Origin of the sequence: Niallia taxi, assembly GCF_004005475.1 — a bacterium.
Lineage (GTDB): Bacteria > Bacillota > Bacilli > Bacillales > Cytobacillaceae > Niallia > Niallia taxi.
The window spans coordinates 25,564-41,751 of record NZ_RZTZ01000011.1; the positions used below are offsets into that span (position 1 = coordinate 25,564).

Sequence of the window (16,188 nt, forward strand, 5' to 3'; positions counted from 1 at the left end):
CATCCTCCATTAATTGTTCACATTTTTCAAAAAAAATAAAGACTAAAAAGCAGCAATTAAATGTAGTAACATTATTATAACAATATAAGATGGGGAGATGAGTGACTTGGCAGGTTTTGAATTACAAAACAGCATAATAAACAACATTATAAAGGAAGAAAGATTTGTAACCGTCTATACAACCAAAAAAGGTGTTCCCATCCGCTGCAAAATAACGGGAAATGATAAATTCACCTTATTGCTGGACGTGGAAGGCAAACAGCAATTAGTGTTTAAAAGCGGGATTAGCACGATTTTAGCAGGTAAACAGGTAATAAATTTTTAATGGAAAAAGAACTCCCTACTGCGTAGTAGGGAGTTCTGTCATTTAGTCAGCTTATTCCGATCCTCCATTTGTGGAGGCTCCTCCATCCACCCGTTCTTAATCATTATTTTCCCGCCTTCTTGCGCAAATGTATATATGTCTTTGGCAAGTAGTGACATTTTTGTAGGAAGATCATTGCGCAAGCTGAATGCACCGCCTAATGCATTTGTTCCAAGTCCAAATGAAGTTAATAGGCTAGTGTTATACATCATTAATTTGTCTGAAAAAGGTGCGACTTTGGAGGCAGTTGCTTTCCCTGCATGGGTTGCTGGAGGCTCGATATAGCTGTGCCGCAGAAATTCTCCTAGATCGACCTCGATTTTTTTTGATAATTTCATGCCTTTAACAAGGTATTCTTGAACAGCTTTGTTTTCCGCTACTTGAGCAAACCCAATCATTAATTGCATACCTGCAAGATTTGTTTCAATTGCATGATGAATGAGTGAAACTTCTATTGTATTTAAAGACCTTTTTTCACCGAACAGACCAAATCCATTTCTATATTGATTTTCTTGTACAAAATGCACCTCTTTTGGCATGGAAACAAATGGTGGCCGAACTAAAACGCCTTTCTTTAACAAGTATTGCGTTACTTGGTTGTTCATTGCTTGTGATTCTGCGGTCAAATTAATAAAAAGATTATTAATATCTTCCCGATAGGAAATTCCACAAAAAAGGGAAAATAAGCTCATTTCCACTTTCGTCATCATATGTAAATACATAATGTCATAAAGAAAATCAAACAGCTTCGGAACACCTTTATTAAGATCATTCGCTGTAAAACCGATTGGAATTGCCGCTCCTTCTTCCTTGAAGATTTCCGTAATCAAATCAACTGCTTTAATAGTGCTATCATAATGCATTTGTAAAAGCTGCTTCGCTTCCACATCAGCATGTTCTATAAAATGTTCCAATATTCTTAGCAACATCGTTTTTTCTTGATACGTCATCCATAAATTCGCCAATTCGGATGATGTAATTGGAACTTCACGTGAAGTCATATGCATGCCTCCCAAGTTTTATTATTTTATTTTACCCACAATAAATTATTTTACTAAAATAAATTTCAGCGGGAAAAGGACAAGTGCTGATACAAGGCTGGACAAGAGGCATAGGATAATATCAGGATAATTCATCACATATCTCTATGTATGAAAAACCCAAACTCCTTTAACATCCTTTGAGGTGAGCTTATGCGCATCTCTTTTTTTATGGAAGATTTCACAGTATACCAACATCCCTTTGCTCGATAAAAGCTTGAAAGCATAACTGTAAAAACACATGAAAGCGTTAATTCACTTTATTGCGCTAAAGTGAATTTCCGTTTATAATGGCTTGAAAGAAAGGTGGGAATAGTTTGAATCAAATAAAATATTATACGTCACTTGTGGTAGGCACTCTTATTATTTCTTTGTCATTTACCTTATTACAGGGCCCCAATCAAATTGCCTCTGGAGGACTTACAGGTGCATCGCTAATTATAAGCAATATATTACACTTGCCTTCATCCATGGTTTTATGGGGAGCTACAGTGTTTTTATTATTAGCTTGCTCTTATTTTCTAGGAATACAATCGTTGATGAAATCTATTGTCGGTTCACTGTTAATACCACTATTTGTTTATTTAACAAATGGGATGCCGATTCTAACAAATGATCCATTATTGGCATCGATATTTGGCGGATTAGGAGTAGGGATTGGGTTAGGTATTGTCTTCCGTGCAGGTGGTAATACAGGAGGATTCACATTAATCGCACAATTGCTTTTTCAATTAAAATCGGTTAAGCACAGCACAACAGTGTTATGCTTGGATGCACTTGTCATGATTGCTGGTGGAATAGTGTTTTCTCCTGAGAATGCATTGTACGCGTTAGTTGGAGCCTTCATAACACGTAAAACAATGGATGTTATTCAAGGCAATAAGAAGGGTTCAAAGGTTGCGTACATTATCTCTTCCAAGGAGTATGAACATGAAATAAGCAATAAGGTACTACATAGGCTTGACAGAGGCATAACTAAACTGACAGGGTCTGGCGGTTACACAAATACGGAAAGAATTATTATGATGATTGTCCTTGATCCATCAAAAGTAAATGAGCTGAAAAATCTGGTCCAAAGTATAGATCATCAAGCCTTTATTATTATGAGTGATGCAACTGAGGTGTTTGGCGAGGGGTTTAATTCTGCTGGACTTTCATTAGGAAAAGGGTAAGGAAGGAAAACAAAGACTTTGCACCAGTTTGTCATAAAGGAATGAAAAAAGCTGCGAAAGAATACTTAATACTAATTAATGAGGGGCAATATAATTAGTATTATCTTTTGAAAATAGTTTATGAAGGGCTGATGAATGATGAAAATATCAACAACATGGACAGGCGGGATGGCGTTTTTAGGGAAAACACCATCTGGACATGAATTAAAAATGGATGCTGCAGAACAAGTCGGTGGCAATAATACAGGTGCAAGGCCAACTGAATTACTTCTCCAAGCTGTCGCTGGTTGTACGGGAATAGATATCGTCTCCATTTTAACTAAAATGCGTTTAGAAATAGTTTCCTTCGAAATGGAATTGAACAGTACACGTGCAGAGGATCATCCGCAGCGATTTACAGACGTCCATATTCATTACTCACTTAAGGGTGATTTACCCGAAGAAAAGGTAGTGCGTGCTATCCGGCTTTCAAAGGATAAATATTGCTCTGTATCTAATTCGATAAATGCGAATATTAATGTCAGCTATTCCATTAATGATATGGAGAGCAAGCAGCTGTCGTAATATAGTGATTAATTTCATGAAAATGGTATCCTATTGTTACTACAGCATAGAATCCTCCTATATAATAATTTTTTGGAGGTGCAAAATGAAGGAAGGGCAAATTCGAGCGATTGTTATATGTGTATTTACCAAAAATGATACAATTCTAGTTTGTGAAGGCTATGATGAGTTAAAGCAGGAGTATTATTACCGGCCAATTGGCGGTGGAATTGAATTCGGAGAAACAAGTAAGGAAGCATTAATTCGGGAAGTACAGGAGGAAATTAATGCAAAGATAGAGCACGTAAAATATTTAGGGACAATTGAAAATATCTTTACATACAATGGGATGCCTGGACATGAAATGGTTTCAGTTTACGATGCTGTGTTTATAGATGAAACATTATATGAAAAACCTGTCTTTTTCGGCCAGGAGGATAATGGAGAAACTATAAAACTGCTATGGAAACCTATTAGTGATTTCGAAACATGGAGGTTAAGATTAGTCCCAGAGAATTTGCTGCGGTTGCTGTAAGAAGCCTTTTACTTTGTATAAATAGGTCCTTTTTTACAAAATATATATATAAATTATTTATTTTTTCATTCATCGAATGAAGGTGGGTAGATTTATGTATGTATTATGGATTACTTTTGCTATATTGATTATTTTCCTATTTGTTATGCCGAAAAAGTTAACGTGGCGGGAAAATATCCTTGCCATTCCAGTTGTAAGCTATTGTGCTTGGATTGCACATTTTCTTATCGCAGTAAAACTCGATTTCGTCGATTTCGGTCCAACAAAATAGGTAGAGTATCCGGATTTTTTTCTAGTGACACTTATACCTCCATTACTAGCGATTACATATTTAAACTACTTAAAAAATAATCATTATATGATGTATGCTGTTATTTGGTCGGTAGGATCTTTTTTAATTGAGTATTTACTATCTCTATCAGGATTTATGAAGCATTATGAGTGGAGGTTATGGTACTCCTTGCCTGTTTACCTTCTTTGCTATTTAGGATTAAAAGTAGTATACAATAAATTGATAAAATGTCCTTCACAGGTTTCGTCAGATAAATGACATGTAAAAAGGTTGCTTACTACTTGTTTTGGAGCGACTTGAAATTATTCCTTTTAAAACCAATAAATACCATGTTATAATATTAGTGTAGCTGTCGCATAAATGTGGCAAAAAAAGAACTTCCACCTGTCCTACGTGGAAGTTCTTTTTTATTATCAATTTTAGGAGAGAAAATAATGAAACTTATTGGATTTGTTATTGCAATCATTTCCATTATTATTGTCTTTTTTCAATATAATCTTGCAGTATTACTCTTTGGTATGGCATTGATCTTTTTTTGGATTGACGATTATAAATCAAAGAACAAGTCCGTTTCATACATCTTTATGACATCTGGTTTTGTATTTATTATTGGAATCTTGATTAAAGGTCTTTAATGTTGGCAGGAACGAATATTCTGTTTCAATTGGAATTATGGCTATCAAATTAGGATTTAAGTCTAAGTGGAAAAAGAACTATTTTATCGGTTAATAGTTCTTTTTCTGCATCTTTCTTTTTGTTACTGTAAATACAGAAAAATGAAACCCTTTTCAGTCTTAATCCGTATACTTACTATCAGCAAGAAATTAATAGAAAAGGTAGCACTCAAATGGAGGTATACTAATGATTTCTGTTATTCCATGGAAGTTCCATTCACTTATGCATAGGACTACTGACAGTGGTGTTTCCTATTTTAGATGCACAAGCAAACCAAATAGGATTAATTGAATTGTCGTTTGGGTGTTTTCTAGAAAAAAGGAAGAAGGCAATTTATTTTCAAACAAAGAGGTTCTAGTAAGGCAAAATTGTTTTAGCCTGCAGGACAATAGCAAGGAGAATATTGTCACCATCACATGCAATACGGGTCCCAGAACAATAGGTAATCAAGTATTAGAAAGAAAAGTCCATTATACTCATGATGGAGAGACTCATACATTTCATATTGATTATCTTAATGCAGCAGCTAAGTATTACTATCAATTTCATTACAATAATGACTCCTATCAAGTTTTTTTCGACGATGATGGCTTCATATTTGAAATCCAAAAAAATAAAGCGTTTGTTGCTAAATTTGAACAGGGGAATAACAATAAACAAAGTTATGAAGTAGATTCTCATTACGAAAAGGATGTATGGCTATGGCTCGCTTTGTTTGTTCATTTGCAGTATAACTTCTTTCCAAGAAACAATGGCATTATTTTTCGAGGATAAGCATTATGCAAGAAGGAAAAACGACTACTTATGCAGTCGTTTTTTTACTGTATACTGAAACTATCGTGATTATAGGAGAATACAGTATACCTATCCTAAAAGAAACTAAACCTGCAGTGCATTCCTTTTGTACTGTTTGATTGCTAGTATTTAACTCCATTCTTATAATTAAAGCTTAAATTCTACTTTGCTGTATGCGTCAACTTTAGTTTAGTTAGCTAGTTAGTTGGGAATAAGTAACTATCCTAAAAGATTATAATGCGTGCAAGAGCGCAAATACATACTATTTTCGGACAGGCATCGAAAGGGAAGGAGCTTACATGAGGAACAATACAAAAAAAATTACAATCCCAAGAAGTATAGGCTATGGATTAACGGATATTATGGGAGGCGGAGCATTTACCATTATTTCAGCCTGGCTGCTCTATTACTACACAACCTTTGTTGGATTAACTCCTGTTGAGGGAGCATCTATCATTGCGATTGCTCGAATAGTTGATGCGATTGTCAGCCTCGCTATTGGCAGCATAACAGATAATTTCTATAAATATAAGATCGGCAGGAAATTCGGCAGGAGAAGATTCTTTCTTTTAATTGGTGCTCCGTTAATGTTTACTTATATTTTGCTATGGGTAACAGGCATGAATTACTGGTATTATTTAGTTAGTTATTTATTATTTGAAATAGTGATGGCATTAGTGTTAATCCCATGGGAAACATTACCGTCAGAAATGACAAAAGATTTTAATGGGCGCACGAAATTATCGACAGCCAGAATGTTCTTGTCCAGTTTAGGCGTGTTTTTTGCGACATTTATTCCTGGAAGACTAATTGCGTTCTTTGGTGAAGACAATGGCTATGCTTATTTTATTAATGCAGTCATTTTTGCGATAATATTTGCCATTTGTATCTTCATTTCTTATAAGGCTACTTGGGAAAAACAACTGAGTCCTGAAGAAGAACGAGAGTGGATAAATAGAAGTAAAACAAGCGAACGAAAAGGTGCTAAAGAATTACTTGCAGCTTTTTCCGAAACGGTAAAAGCGTATATTTCCACGTTAAAAATCAGAAGTTTCAGAAAACATTTAATGATCTATCTTTTTTCTTATACGGCAAAGGATGTATTTAATGCTGTGTTTGTTTACTTCTGTGTTTTTGCATTAAGCATTTCTTCGTCAGTAGCAGGAAATATGCTTTCTTTAAGTATCATTGGTATTCCTATTACAATTGTTGCTGGATTCCTTATGATTAAAATAGGTCCAAACAGTTTATATAAGGTTTCTTATAGTTTGATGATTATGTGTTTAGCAGCCTTTTATGCAGTTTATGCTATAAAACCAGACTCGATGATAATGTACGTATTTATTATTTCGGCTATTTATCAAATAGGCAGAGCAATATTGGACTTTACTCCTTGGAATGTTTTCCCATTCATTCCGGATATTGATGAAATTGTAACACAACAGCGACGTGAAGGTGTTTTTGCTGCAGTAATGACATTTACTAGAAAAAGCACTGTCGCGCTGGCAACCTTCTTTGTAGGGGTTATATTACAATTTGGTGGATACACTGCTGGGGCAACGACCCAAACACCTCAGGCAGTTCATACAATTGTATATACAATGGTCATCGGTTCTTCGTTGCTTCTTATAGCAGCATTGACAGTTGTATTTACCTTTAAGTTAAACAAAAATACACACCAAATATTAGTGGCGGAGATTGACCGATTAAAAGATAACGGTTCTAAACGAGAGGTTGACCCAGAAACACGAGCAGTAGTGGAAAACCTGACTGGATATAAATATGAAGATGTTTGGAAGGAAACAAAGGTAGATACTATCAAATCTTCAGCTTGCGGTTGATACCATCCTATCATAAGCTGCCAAAGGACATTGTCTTGTAAAAATAGACAATCCTTTGGCTTTTTTCTTGTCTTTTAAAGCCAATGGAAAACAACCTGACCACTGACATGAAGAGGTGCATTTTTTCATACTATATTTTGGGGGTGAGAAAATGCCGCGCGTAAATTATAAAAGCTCGGATGTAGATTTAATGGCACGGATGATGAGAGCAGAAGCAGAAGGCGAAGGGCAACAAGGAATGTTGTACGTTGGAAATGTTATTGTAAACCGTTTGAAGGCAAATTGCTCCGATTTTGAAGGATTGCGAACAATTCCACAGGTTATATATCAGGTTCAAGGAAATAATTATTCATTTGAAGCAGTACAAAAAGGCAATGTTTTTTATCAGAGAGCAAGAACAGCAGAAAAAAAATTAGCAAAAATGAACTTGGATTATTGGCGAGATCATCCAGGGAAATTTGCTCTTTGGTATTTTAATCCATATGCTCCATGTCCCCCGACATGGTACGGTCAGCCTCAATCTGGTCAATATAAAAATCACTGTTATTATGAACCAAAGGCAGGCACGTGTGAAGGTGTTTATACAGGCGGATAAGAAAGGCTTCTTAAACTATTAAGGGGATTTTCCTGAATAGGCAGGAAGTCCTCTTTTTTTAAGGACTCTTAGAGAGCATCTGTTAGACTCATAATCTCTCTATCTATTTTGTAAGTATATGTATATAATAATGGTGTGTATGACACGAAATAAGTTTAGTTAAAATTTAGGAGATTACAATGCAATTTCAATACAACCAGCTCCTGCTTCAAATGTTAATCGTTCAAATTCCTATTATTCTCTATTTAGTGTTAGCAAATGGCCGAATAGATGATAAAAAGGAAAAAGTCATGTGGGGATTATTTTGTACTATTACATTGGCACTATCCATTATGTTTTCGATTATTCTTGATGGAGTTCGTCTTGATGCTCGTGTGGTGCCTTGGTATTTAGCGTTTATATACGGGGGAACAGGTGCGGGATTATTTGTTTCCATTTCGTTCTTTTGTGTTCGTTCCTTATTTGGTGGAGTCGGTATGATTCCCTCCTTTGTCGCAATGCTGATTTCTATTATGTTTATTTTCATTGCACAGAAGAAGTTTCATTTTTTGCCTGTTAAGAAGAAAATTTATTTATCGGTTTTTTATGTTACTATTTGTTCTGCGATGCTGCCGTTTATTGCGGTATTATTCGGCAACGATATAATGACTATGACGATATTATTAAATTATCTTTTGTTTATCCTAGTCAACGGTATGCTAGCTTGGTTTTCGATTTACTTAATCGAGTCACACCGTGAAAAGGTGCTGTTAAGAAAAGAAGTTCAAAGAAATGAAAAAATGCAGGTTGTTGGCGAGCTCGCTGCTAGTGTAGCACATGAAATAAGAAACCCAATGACGAGTATTAAAGGCTTTTTGCAGCTTCTCCAAACAGCTGATAATATAACAGAGCCGCAAAAAGAGTACTTGAAAATAAGTTTAGAAGAAATAAATAGAGCAAATGAAATAATTTCTGATTATCTCTCTTTAGGAAAAAATCAAACAAGAAAAAAACATAGTGTTATGGATTTAGAGCTAGAAGCAAAAAAGTCAATTTCCTCCCTATCTTCTTATGCACTTATGAGCAATGTGGAGATTTCCTTAGAAGTAGATGGACGAGCGGTCATCTTGGGGAATTCATCCCAAATTCAGCAAATGTTTATCAATATAATCAAAAACTCCATTGAAGCAGCTGCGAAAAATGTTCATGTAACAATCAGCCAGAATAAGAAGCAGGTTGATATCTTTATTGTAGATGATGGAGAAGGCCTAACAACAGACCAAATTGATAAGCTTGGTTTGCCTTTTTACTCAACTAAGGAAAAAGGGACAGGCCTGGGGTTAATGGTAACACTTCAAATAATTGGTGAGATGGGTGGAAAATGGCGCGTAACAAGCGATAAAAAGAATGGGACCATTTTCCAAATTACTTTTCATGAAATTTAACAAATACTGAATAAAGCGGCATTCCAATATAAAGGAAAGCCGCTTTATTTTTTTCTTATTATTTTCAAATTTATTAAAAGAAATGCTTGAATGTAAGTAAATGTTTAGTAAATGGTTAGTAAATGTAAGTTGATAACTAGATTGAAACCTGATATTTATTTCGTTTATTTAGTAATTAAATTCTAATTTCACTTAAAAATAAGTATAAAAACAAATATTTAAGTGTTTTTTTAAGAATATATTGAATGTAAGCGTATTCCGTGTTATATTTTCGTTAGAATATTTAGTTAATATAACTAATGGCGGTAGGTGAACTAGTGGCAACTATAAAGGATATTGCAGAAAAAGCGAATGTTTCTACTGCAACTGTCTCAAGAATACTTAATAAAGATCAAACCCTGTCTGTAACAGAGGAAACGAAAAAGCGTGTAATGAAGGTGGCAAGTGAGTTAGATTATAAACCAGTAAGAAAAAAACAAACGAAAGAAATAAAAAAAGGAAACAATTATCAAATCGGGATTATCTTTTTAAATGATGAAGCAATTGATCCTTATTTTCAATCCATCCGCCTTGGTGTAGAAACCATTTGCAGTCAATTTTCTATTAATCTTGCAGTAATGATGACAGTCGGGAACACTCCCATTGCCTCAGAGGGTCTTGTTGGGTTAGATGGATTGATTGTGATTGGCGACATTGATATAGCAGATTTGCAAACGCTGTATATGGAAAACGAGCATATTATTGCCGTAGATCAAGTGCCAGCAGTTTCGAATATTGATGTTGTTGTAGCGGACTTGAAAGGAGCAACACGGAATGTGCTTAATCGTCTCTTTGAATTAGGGCATACAGAAATTACCTATATCGGAGGAGAGGGAAAGGTATTTAGTGTGAGTAATCTTCATACAGCTGCCAAGGTAGATATAAGAAGAAAAACGTATGAACAGGTTATGAAGGAGAACGGGTTAATCTGTCACGTGCTTGAAGGAGATTGGGGACCAGGTGGGGGCTATTCCTTAACGAAGCAACTCATTGACTCCAAGCAAATTCCGACGGCTATTGTTGTTGCAAGTGACCCGATGGCTTTAGGTGTTCTTCGTGCATTGCATGAAAATGACATAAACGTACCGCAGGACGTATCTGTATTCAGCTTTGATGATATTGAAGCAGCTGCATTCATGAACCCACGGCTTTCTACTGTAAAGGTATATGGAGAGGAGATGGGGAAAACAGCGGTAAAGCTGCTTTATGACAGATTAAATGGCAGAAGTGTTCCAATGAAAGTGACAATACCTACTGAACTAGTGTTTCGTGATAGTGTAAGTGATGCAAAGAAATCAGTATAGCGAATTATCTATTATTTAAATGTTTTGGAAAAGTAAACAGTGTGACTATTAATAGAGGGAGTTGGCGGTTTATGGGGATTTTTTTTGACGCGAAGAGGAAAATTTTTCATCTAAAAGCAAAAGATACAAGTTATGTTATGGAAGTGGTCAGAGACGGTTATTTAGTTCATCTTTATTGGGGCCGAAAGGTTAAGGAATACCATCATCCTAACTATTTGCAGCAAATGGACAGAGGATTTTCGGGAAATCCCTATCAGCATAAGGAGGACAGAACATTTTCACTTGATACATTGCCGCAAGAATATCCGCAATATGGAAACTCTGATTTTAGAAAGCCAGCCTATCAAATTCAGCTGGAGAATGGATCGACAGTGACCGATTTGCGTTACGATTCGCATACTATTCATAAAGGAAAAAAGCCGTTAGATGGGCTGCCAGCTACATATGTTGAAAAGGAAGAAGAAGCGGAAACATTGGAAATTACAATGATTGATAAGCTTATCGGGTTAAAGGTCATTTTAAGCTACACGGTGTTCAAACATTTTAATGCGATGACCCGTTCAGTGAAAATTGTTAATGACGGCAATTCCTCACTCAAGCTTCTAAATGTACAGAGTCTTAGTGTAGACTTTCGGGAGGCTGACTTTGATTTTCTGCATCTTCATGGAGCACATGTAAGAGAGCGTCACATAGAAAGACAGCCGTTGCGACATGGCATCCAATCAATTGAAAGCGCACGCGGGTCGAGCAGTCACCAGCATAACCCGTTCATCGCCTTACTTAGGAAGGACACAACAGAATATGCAGGTGAGGTATATGCGTTTAACTTTGTTTATAGCGGTAATTTCCTGGCACAAGCGGAGGTAGATCAATTCAGCAACACAAGGGTCACAATGGGGATTAATCCGTTTGATTTCAGCTGGAAGCTTGATCCGGGAGCAGTTTTTCAAGCACCTGAGGCTGTTATGGTGTATTCATCAGCAGGGCTTGGCGATATGTCGAGGACCTTTCACGACCTGTATCGAACACGTTTAGTAAGAGGAGAGTATAGGGACAAGGAACGTCCGATCTTGGTTAACAACTGGGAAGCTACTTATTTTAATTTCACTGCAGACAAAATTCTTGAAATAGCTGATGCTGGAAAAGAGCTGGGAATCGAATTATTTGTTCTTGATGATGGCTGGTTTGGAAAGCGGGATAATGATAAGTCATCCTTGGGTGATTGGTTCGTCGACCTTCGTAAGCTTCCAGAGGGACTTGATAATCTCGCAAATCAAGTAAAAGAGAAGGGGATGCAATTCGGTATATGGATGGAACCGGAAATGGTGTCTGTTGACAGTGATTTGTTCCGTGAACATCCAGATTGGTGCCTTCATGTACCAGGACGTGAATCCTCAGAAAGCCGCAATCAATTAGTGTTAGATCTTTCGAGGGAGGATGTTCGCAAGGAAATTACAAAACGAATTAGCGATATTTTAACAAATATCCCGATTTCCTACGTAAAGTGGGATATGAATCGTAATATGACAGAAATTGGTTCAGCTCATCTTCCAGCGGACAGACAGAGAGAAACGGCACATAGATATATGCTTGGTTTATATAAGATGCTGGAGAAAATTACGGAAGATTTTCCACATATCCTTTTTGAAAGCTGCTCAGGGGGTGGTGGAAGGTTTGATGCAGGGATGCTCTATTATATGCCGCAAACATGGACCAGCGATAATACTGATGCAGTCTCAAGACTGAAAATCCAATATGGAACAAGCTTGGTTTATCCGGTTTCTTCTATTGGAGCACATGTCTCTGCCGTTCCAAATCACCAGGTACAGCGAATAGCTTCTATTGAAATGCGCGGACATGTTGCTATGTCCGGCAACTTTGGCTATGAACTAGATTTGACGAAGCTGACAGCAGACGAGAAAACAGCAGTGAAAAATCAAGTGTCAAGCTATAAGGAAACTCGCAAGCTCATACAGTTTGGTGATTTTTACCGCTTGAAAAGTCCGTTTGAAGGAAATGAAACAGCATGGCTGTTTACCAATAAAGACAAAACAGAAATGATTGTTTATTATTTTAGGGTGCTCGCAGAACCAGCAGCCCCAGCTTCTGTTCTGAAATTAACAGGGATTGATGTTCAGAAGGGTTATCAGGTAACCGGTACAGATATTATCTATGGCGGAGACGAACTAACCTATGCTGGAATGAGCATACCAATAGAATTGCAAGGAGACTTTCAAAGCTATTGCTGGCATTTAAAAGCAATTAAAGAATAAGGTCTTAAAGGCGCTCGTCGTGCACCACACTTTAGCAAACGTTAATCATTGTTATATCAACGTTTCAAAGCACTTCTCTTTTTCGAGGGAAGTGCTTTTTAATTTTTGGTTACGATTTTTGATTACGAGTGCTTGAAGTTTTATCAGATTTTTCAATTTACTTATTATTCTTTATCTATCAAAACGCAGTATTCTCTAGCTTTTTAATAGATATTGATAATTACTTGCAAGAAATAGTTTTTTAATAGAGAGCTGCCGAATGGCGGCTCTTTTCTATTTCCATTTATGGTTGTTTCCACCATTAGTTGTATATTCATGTGAAAATTATAGTAAATCAGCCGATAAAAGAATGAAGAGAATTATTAAACGATTGCATTGTAAAGAAAGAAGAGGTCAAGATGGATAATCCAGTAAGTGAAGATTCGCTATTTGATACTTATAAATCACTATTTAACTATAATAGTGAAGCTTGTTTTGCTTTAAACATGCGCGGTGAGTTCCTATTGGTAAATCCGGCTGCAGAAATCCTGACAGGTTACTCTGATAAAGAGTTTTTTCATCTGTCATATGAGGATTTAATTGAGAAACAGGATAGGAAAGTAACAATAAAAAAACTGGAAGGCTTGCTAAATGGCGACAAGGATAGTGTTGAGGTATCTATTCGTAATAAACAAGGAGAAAAAATTGATTTATCAATAGTTGCTGTGCCGATTTTCAGAGCTAAAAGGCCAATGGGGATTGTAGGTGTTGCCAAAGATGTCACACAGCAAAATTATATGGAGTTTCTTGTAAAGGAACAAAATAAAATCCTCAAAATGATTGTGGATGGCATAAATTATACAACCATTTTAGACGAGATTGTTTCAATTGTGGAAAAAGTTGCGAAGGATAGTCATTGTTCAGTTATGATTGCTGACAAAGAACAAAACAAATTATATACCGCTTCATCGCCAAAGTTGCCAAGTGAATTTGCTACCTTCATCAATGGTATTCCCATTGGCCCAAAAAGCGGTTCATGCGGAACAGCAGCTTATTTTAAACAGCGGATTATTGTTTCAGATATTGCTGTTGATCCATTATGGGAGGATTACCGGGATGAAGCATTAGCGCATGGACTGAAGGCTTGTTGGTCAACACCGGTATTTGATAGCTTTAATAATGTTATTGGCTGCTTTGCGATTTATCATTCAAAACCCAATACTCCTAACCCTAAATACATAAAGCTTATTGAAGAAGCTACATATCTGACGAGTTTAGTCATTCAAAGAAGTATGGCAGAAGAGAAGATTCAGCATCTGGCTTACCATGATGAGCTGACAGGGCTGCCTAACAGGCGGTTCTTTGAGGAAAAGCTGAAAGCCGCGATTGCTGATTTCCAGCCTGCAAATAATAATCAACATTTGGCACTGCTATTTATGGATCTGGATCGCTTTAAATTTATTAATGATACACTTGGTCACCATGTGGGAGATATTCTTTTAAAGCAGTTTGCAGAGCGGTTAAATAAATGCATTCAAAAAAGGGAGACAGTCTCAAGACAAGGCGGGGACGAATTTACGGTATTACTTAGAAATGTTACGGAAGAGGAAGTAAGAAAAAAGGCAAAAAAAATTATCCAAATCCTCTCTTCCCCATTTATTATTGATGGACATGAAATTTTTATTACACCAAGCATAGGGATTGCTATGTATCCAAAGGATAGTGAAAATAATGTGACATTGATTCGAAATGCAGATATCGCTATGTATGAAGCAAAAAAAGAAGGAAGAAATAATTATCAATTTTACAATGAGAAGTTCGACTTTCAGTCATCTGACCTGTTTCTTTTAGAAACGGAGTTAAGAAAGGCTGATATTTCTAAGCATTTTAAACTGCATTTTCAACCAATAGTAGATTTAAAGACAAATGCTGCTACAAGTGCTGAGGCTTTAATAAGGTGGCAGCATCCAGAGCTTGGTCTTATTTCACCTGAAAAGTTCATAAAAATTGCGGAAGATACTGGTTTAATCATTCCGATTGGAGAATGGGTGCTAAGGAAGGTATGCCAGGAGCTGAAAGCAAGACAAGAGAGGGGCCTTTCCCCAATGAACTTTTCTGTCAATCTATCTTTACGGCAATTTTTTGACAGTAGCTTTGTTTCTACAGTGGCAAGCATTTTAACCGAGGAAGGTATAAATCCTGCCTATATTACGCTGGAAATTACGGAAAGCATGACAATGGATGTTGAAAAAGCAACTCAAATACTTTATCAATTGAAGGATCTAGGAGTAGAAATTTCTATCGATGATTTTGGAACTGGGTACAGCTCTTTGCAGTATCTGCAAAAGTTTCCGATTGATTATCTGAAAATAGATAAATCTTTTATTCAAAACATCGGGGAAAATATGGATGATTGCAGTATTGCCTCCACAATTATCGTCATGGCTCATAATCTAGGTCTGAAGGTTATTGCCGAAGGAGTAGAGACAGAGGAGCAAGTGAGTGTTTTAAAAGGAATGAACTGTGAAAAAGCACAAGGCTACTACTACAGCAAGCCTTTGCCACTTAATGAGCTTCATTTAATTGAATCTGACTTGGGCAGTTGGTTATAGAAAGAAAAAGATCAGTTTGATAGGAAAAGCTGATCTTTTTTTTATGCTCGGAAAAGGGAAGAGAGATAAAAATCACTTTTTTTAGTGAAAAGACTTGCAAAAACCAAATTACTCAACTAAAATATAAATTTATATAACATCAAATCGTAATCATTACGATTTGATAACAGCTGATAATCACTTATCGGTATTATCAAAAGGAGGAATTATAATGAGAGTAAAAATTACGTTAGCATGTACAGAAACTGGGGACAGGAATTATATTACAACCAAAAACAAGCGGAATAATCCGGATCGTTTAGAGTTCATGAAGTATTGCCCTCGGTTACAAAAAAGGACACTGCATAGAGAAACAAAGTAAAAATAAAATGGTCATTGGACAATTATAGATTTTAAATCGTAATCATTACGATTATAGAAGGGGATGAATGGAATGGCAAAAAAGTCTAAAGTAGTAAAGGAAAAAAAACGCCAAGTTATGGTGGAAAAATATGCGGAATTAAGAATGGAGTTGAAAGAAAAAGGGGATTATGAGGCACTTAGAAAACTCCCAAGAGATTCTTCGCCAACCCGATTAAAAAACAGATGTGAAGTGACAGGAAGACCAAGAGGTTACTTGAGAAAATTCAAAATGTCGCGGATTGCTTTTAGAGAATATGCACATAAAGGACAAATTCCTGGTGTGAAAAAGGCTAGCTGGTAATA

The 16,188-nt window shown here is 36.2% G+C and carries 16 protein-coding genes; 15 read left to right on the plus strand and 1 reads right to left on the minus strand.

The window, feature by feature from the left end:
- Positions 1 to 106: 106 nt before the first annotated feature.
- Complete coding sequence (locus tag EM808_RS20775; protein ID WP_225314713.1) at positions 107 to 325, plus strand: RNA chaperone Hfq; 219 nt, start codon at positions 107 to 109, stop codon at positions 323 to 325.
- Positions 326 to 363: 38 nt separating this feature from the next.
- On the opposite strand, the gene EM808_RS20780 is transcribed toward EM808_RS20775, so the two are convergent.
- Positions 364 to 1,371, minus strand: a complete 1,008-nt coding sequence (locus EM808_RS20780) for a DUF3231 family protein (RefSeq protein ID WP_127740373.1) — start codon at positions 1,369 to 1,371, stop codon at positions 364 to 366.
- A gap of 350 nt (positions 1,372 to 1,721) precedes the next feature.
- On the opposite strand from EM808_RS20780, the gene EM808_RS20785 reads away from it, so the two are divergent.
- The 14 genes from EM808_RS20785 to rpsN all read left to right on the plus strand — a co-directional run bounded on the left by EM808_RS20785 (position 1,722) and on the right by rpsN (position 16,186).
- Complete coding sequence (locus EM808_RS20785) at positions 1,722 to 2,576, plus strand: YitT family protein (protein WP_127740375.1); 855 nt, start codon at positions 1,722 to 1,724, stop codon at positions 2,574 to 2,576.
- 138 nt (positions 2,577 to 2,714) lie between these two features.
- Positions 2,715 to 3,140 (plus strand): OsmC family protein, encoded by a 426-nt coding sequence (locus EM808_RS20790; RefSeq protein ID WP_127740593.1) that lies wholly within the window; start codon positions 2,715 to 2,717, stop codon positions 3,138 to 3,140.
- 85 nt (positions 3,141 to 3,225) lie between these two features.
- Entirely contained in the window at positions 3,226 to 3,654 is a 429-nt protein-coding gene (locus tag EM808_RS20795) for an NUDIX hydrolase (protein ID WP_127740377.1), read from the plus strand.
- Positions 3,655 to 3,748: 94 nt separating this feature from the next.
- Positions 3,749 to 3,925: a hypothetical protein gene (locus EM808_RS28725; RefSeq protein ID WP_164849734.1), complete on the plus strand. Its 177-nt coding sequence runs from the start codon at positions 3,749 to 3,751 to the stop codon at positions 3,923 to 3,925.
- Positions 3,926 to 4,380: 455 nt separating this feature from the next.
- Positions 4,381 to 4,581 carry a hypothetical protein gene (locus EM808_RS20800; protein WP_127740379.1) on the plus strand — a complete coding sequence of 67 codons (201 nt, stop codon included), beginning with the start codon at positions 4,381 to 4,383 and terminating at the stop codon, positions 4,579 to 4,581.
- A 343-nt stretch (positions 4,582 to 4,924) separates the two neighbouring features.
- On the plus strand, positions 4,925 to 5,395 hold the full coding sequence (locus tag EM808_RS20805; protein ID WP_127740381.1) for a hypothetical protein: 471 nt from the start codon (positions 4,925 to 4,927) through the stop codon (positions 5,393 to 5,395).
- A 320-nt stretch (positions 5,396 to 5,715) separates the two neighbouring features.
- Complete coding sequence (locus EM808_RS20810) at positions 5,716 to 7,257, plus strand: MFS transporter (RefSeq protein WP_127740383.1); 1,542 nt, start codon at positions 5,716 to 5,718, stop codon at positions 7,255 to 7,257.
- A 151-nt stretch (positions 7,258 to 7,408) separates the two neighbouring features.
- On the plus strand, positions 7,409 to 7,852 hold the full coding sequence (locus EM808_RS20815; RefSeq protein ID WP_127740385.1) for a cell wall hydrolase: 444 nt from the start codon (positions 7,409 to 7,411) through the stop codon (positions 7,850 to 7,852).
- 179 nt (positions 7,853 to 8,031) lie between these two features.
- Entirely contained in the window at positions 8,032 to 9,276 is a 1,245-nt protein-coding gene (locus tag EM808_RS20820; protein ID WP_127740387.1) for a sensor histidine kinase, read from the plus strand.
- Positions 9,277 to 9,593: 317 nt separating this feature from the next.
- Entirely contained in the window at positions 9,594 to 10,619 is a 1,026-nt protein-coding gene (locus tag EM808_RS20825; RefSeq protein ID WP_164849735.1) for a LacI family DNA-binding transcriptional regulator, read from the plus strand.
- A gap of 71 nt (positions 10,620 to 10,690) precedes the next feature.
- Positions 10,691 to 12,892 carry an alpha-galactosidase gene (locus tag EM808_RS20830; protein WP_127740391.1) on the plus strand — a complete coding sequence of 734 codons (2,202 nt, stop codon included), beginning with the start codon at positions 10,691 to 10,693 and terminating at the stop codon, positions 12,890 to 12,892.
- Positions 12,893 to 13,290: 398 nt separating this feature from the next.
- The gene (locus EM808_RS20835; RefSeq protein WP_127740393.1) at positions 13,291 to 15,483 is read left to right on the plus strand and encodes a bifunctional diguanylate cyclase/phosphodiesterase; all 2,193 of its coding nucleotides are present in this window, start codon (positions 13,291 to 13,293) and stop codon (positions 15,481 to 15,483) included.
- A gap of 211 nt (positions 15,484 to 15,694) precedes the next feature.
- Complete coding sequence (gene rpmG / locus EM808_RS20840; protein ID WP_127740395.1) at positions 15,695 to 15,844, plus strand: 50S ribosomal protein L33; 150 nt, start codon at positions 15,695 to 15,697, stop codon at positions 15,842 to 15,844.
- 72 nt (positions 15,845 to 15,916) lie between these two features.
- On the plus strand, positions 15,917 to 16,186 hold the full coding sequence (rpsN, locus tag EM808_RS20845) for a 30S ribosomal protein S14 (RefSeq protein ID WP_127740397.1): 270 nt from the start codon (positions 15,917 to 15,919) through the stop codon (positions 16,184 to 16,186).
- Positions 16,187 to 16,188: the final 2 nt, after the last annotated feature.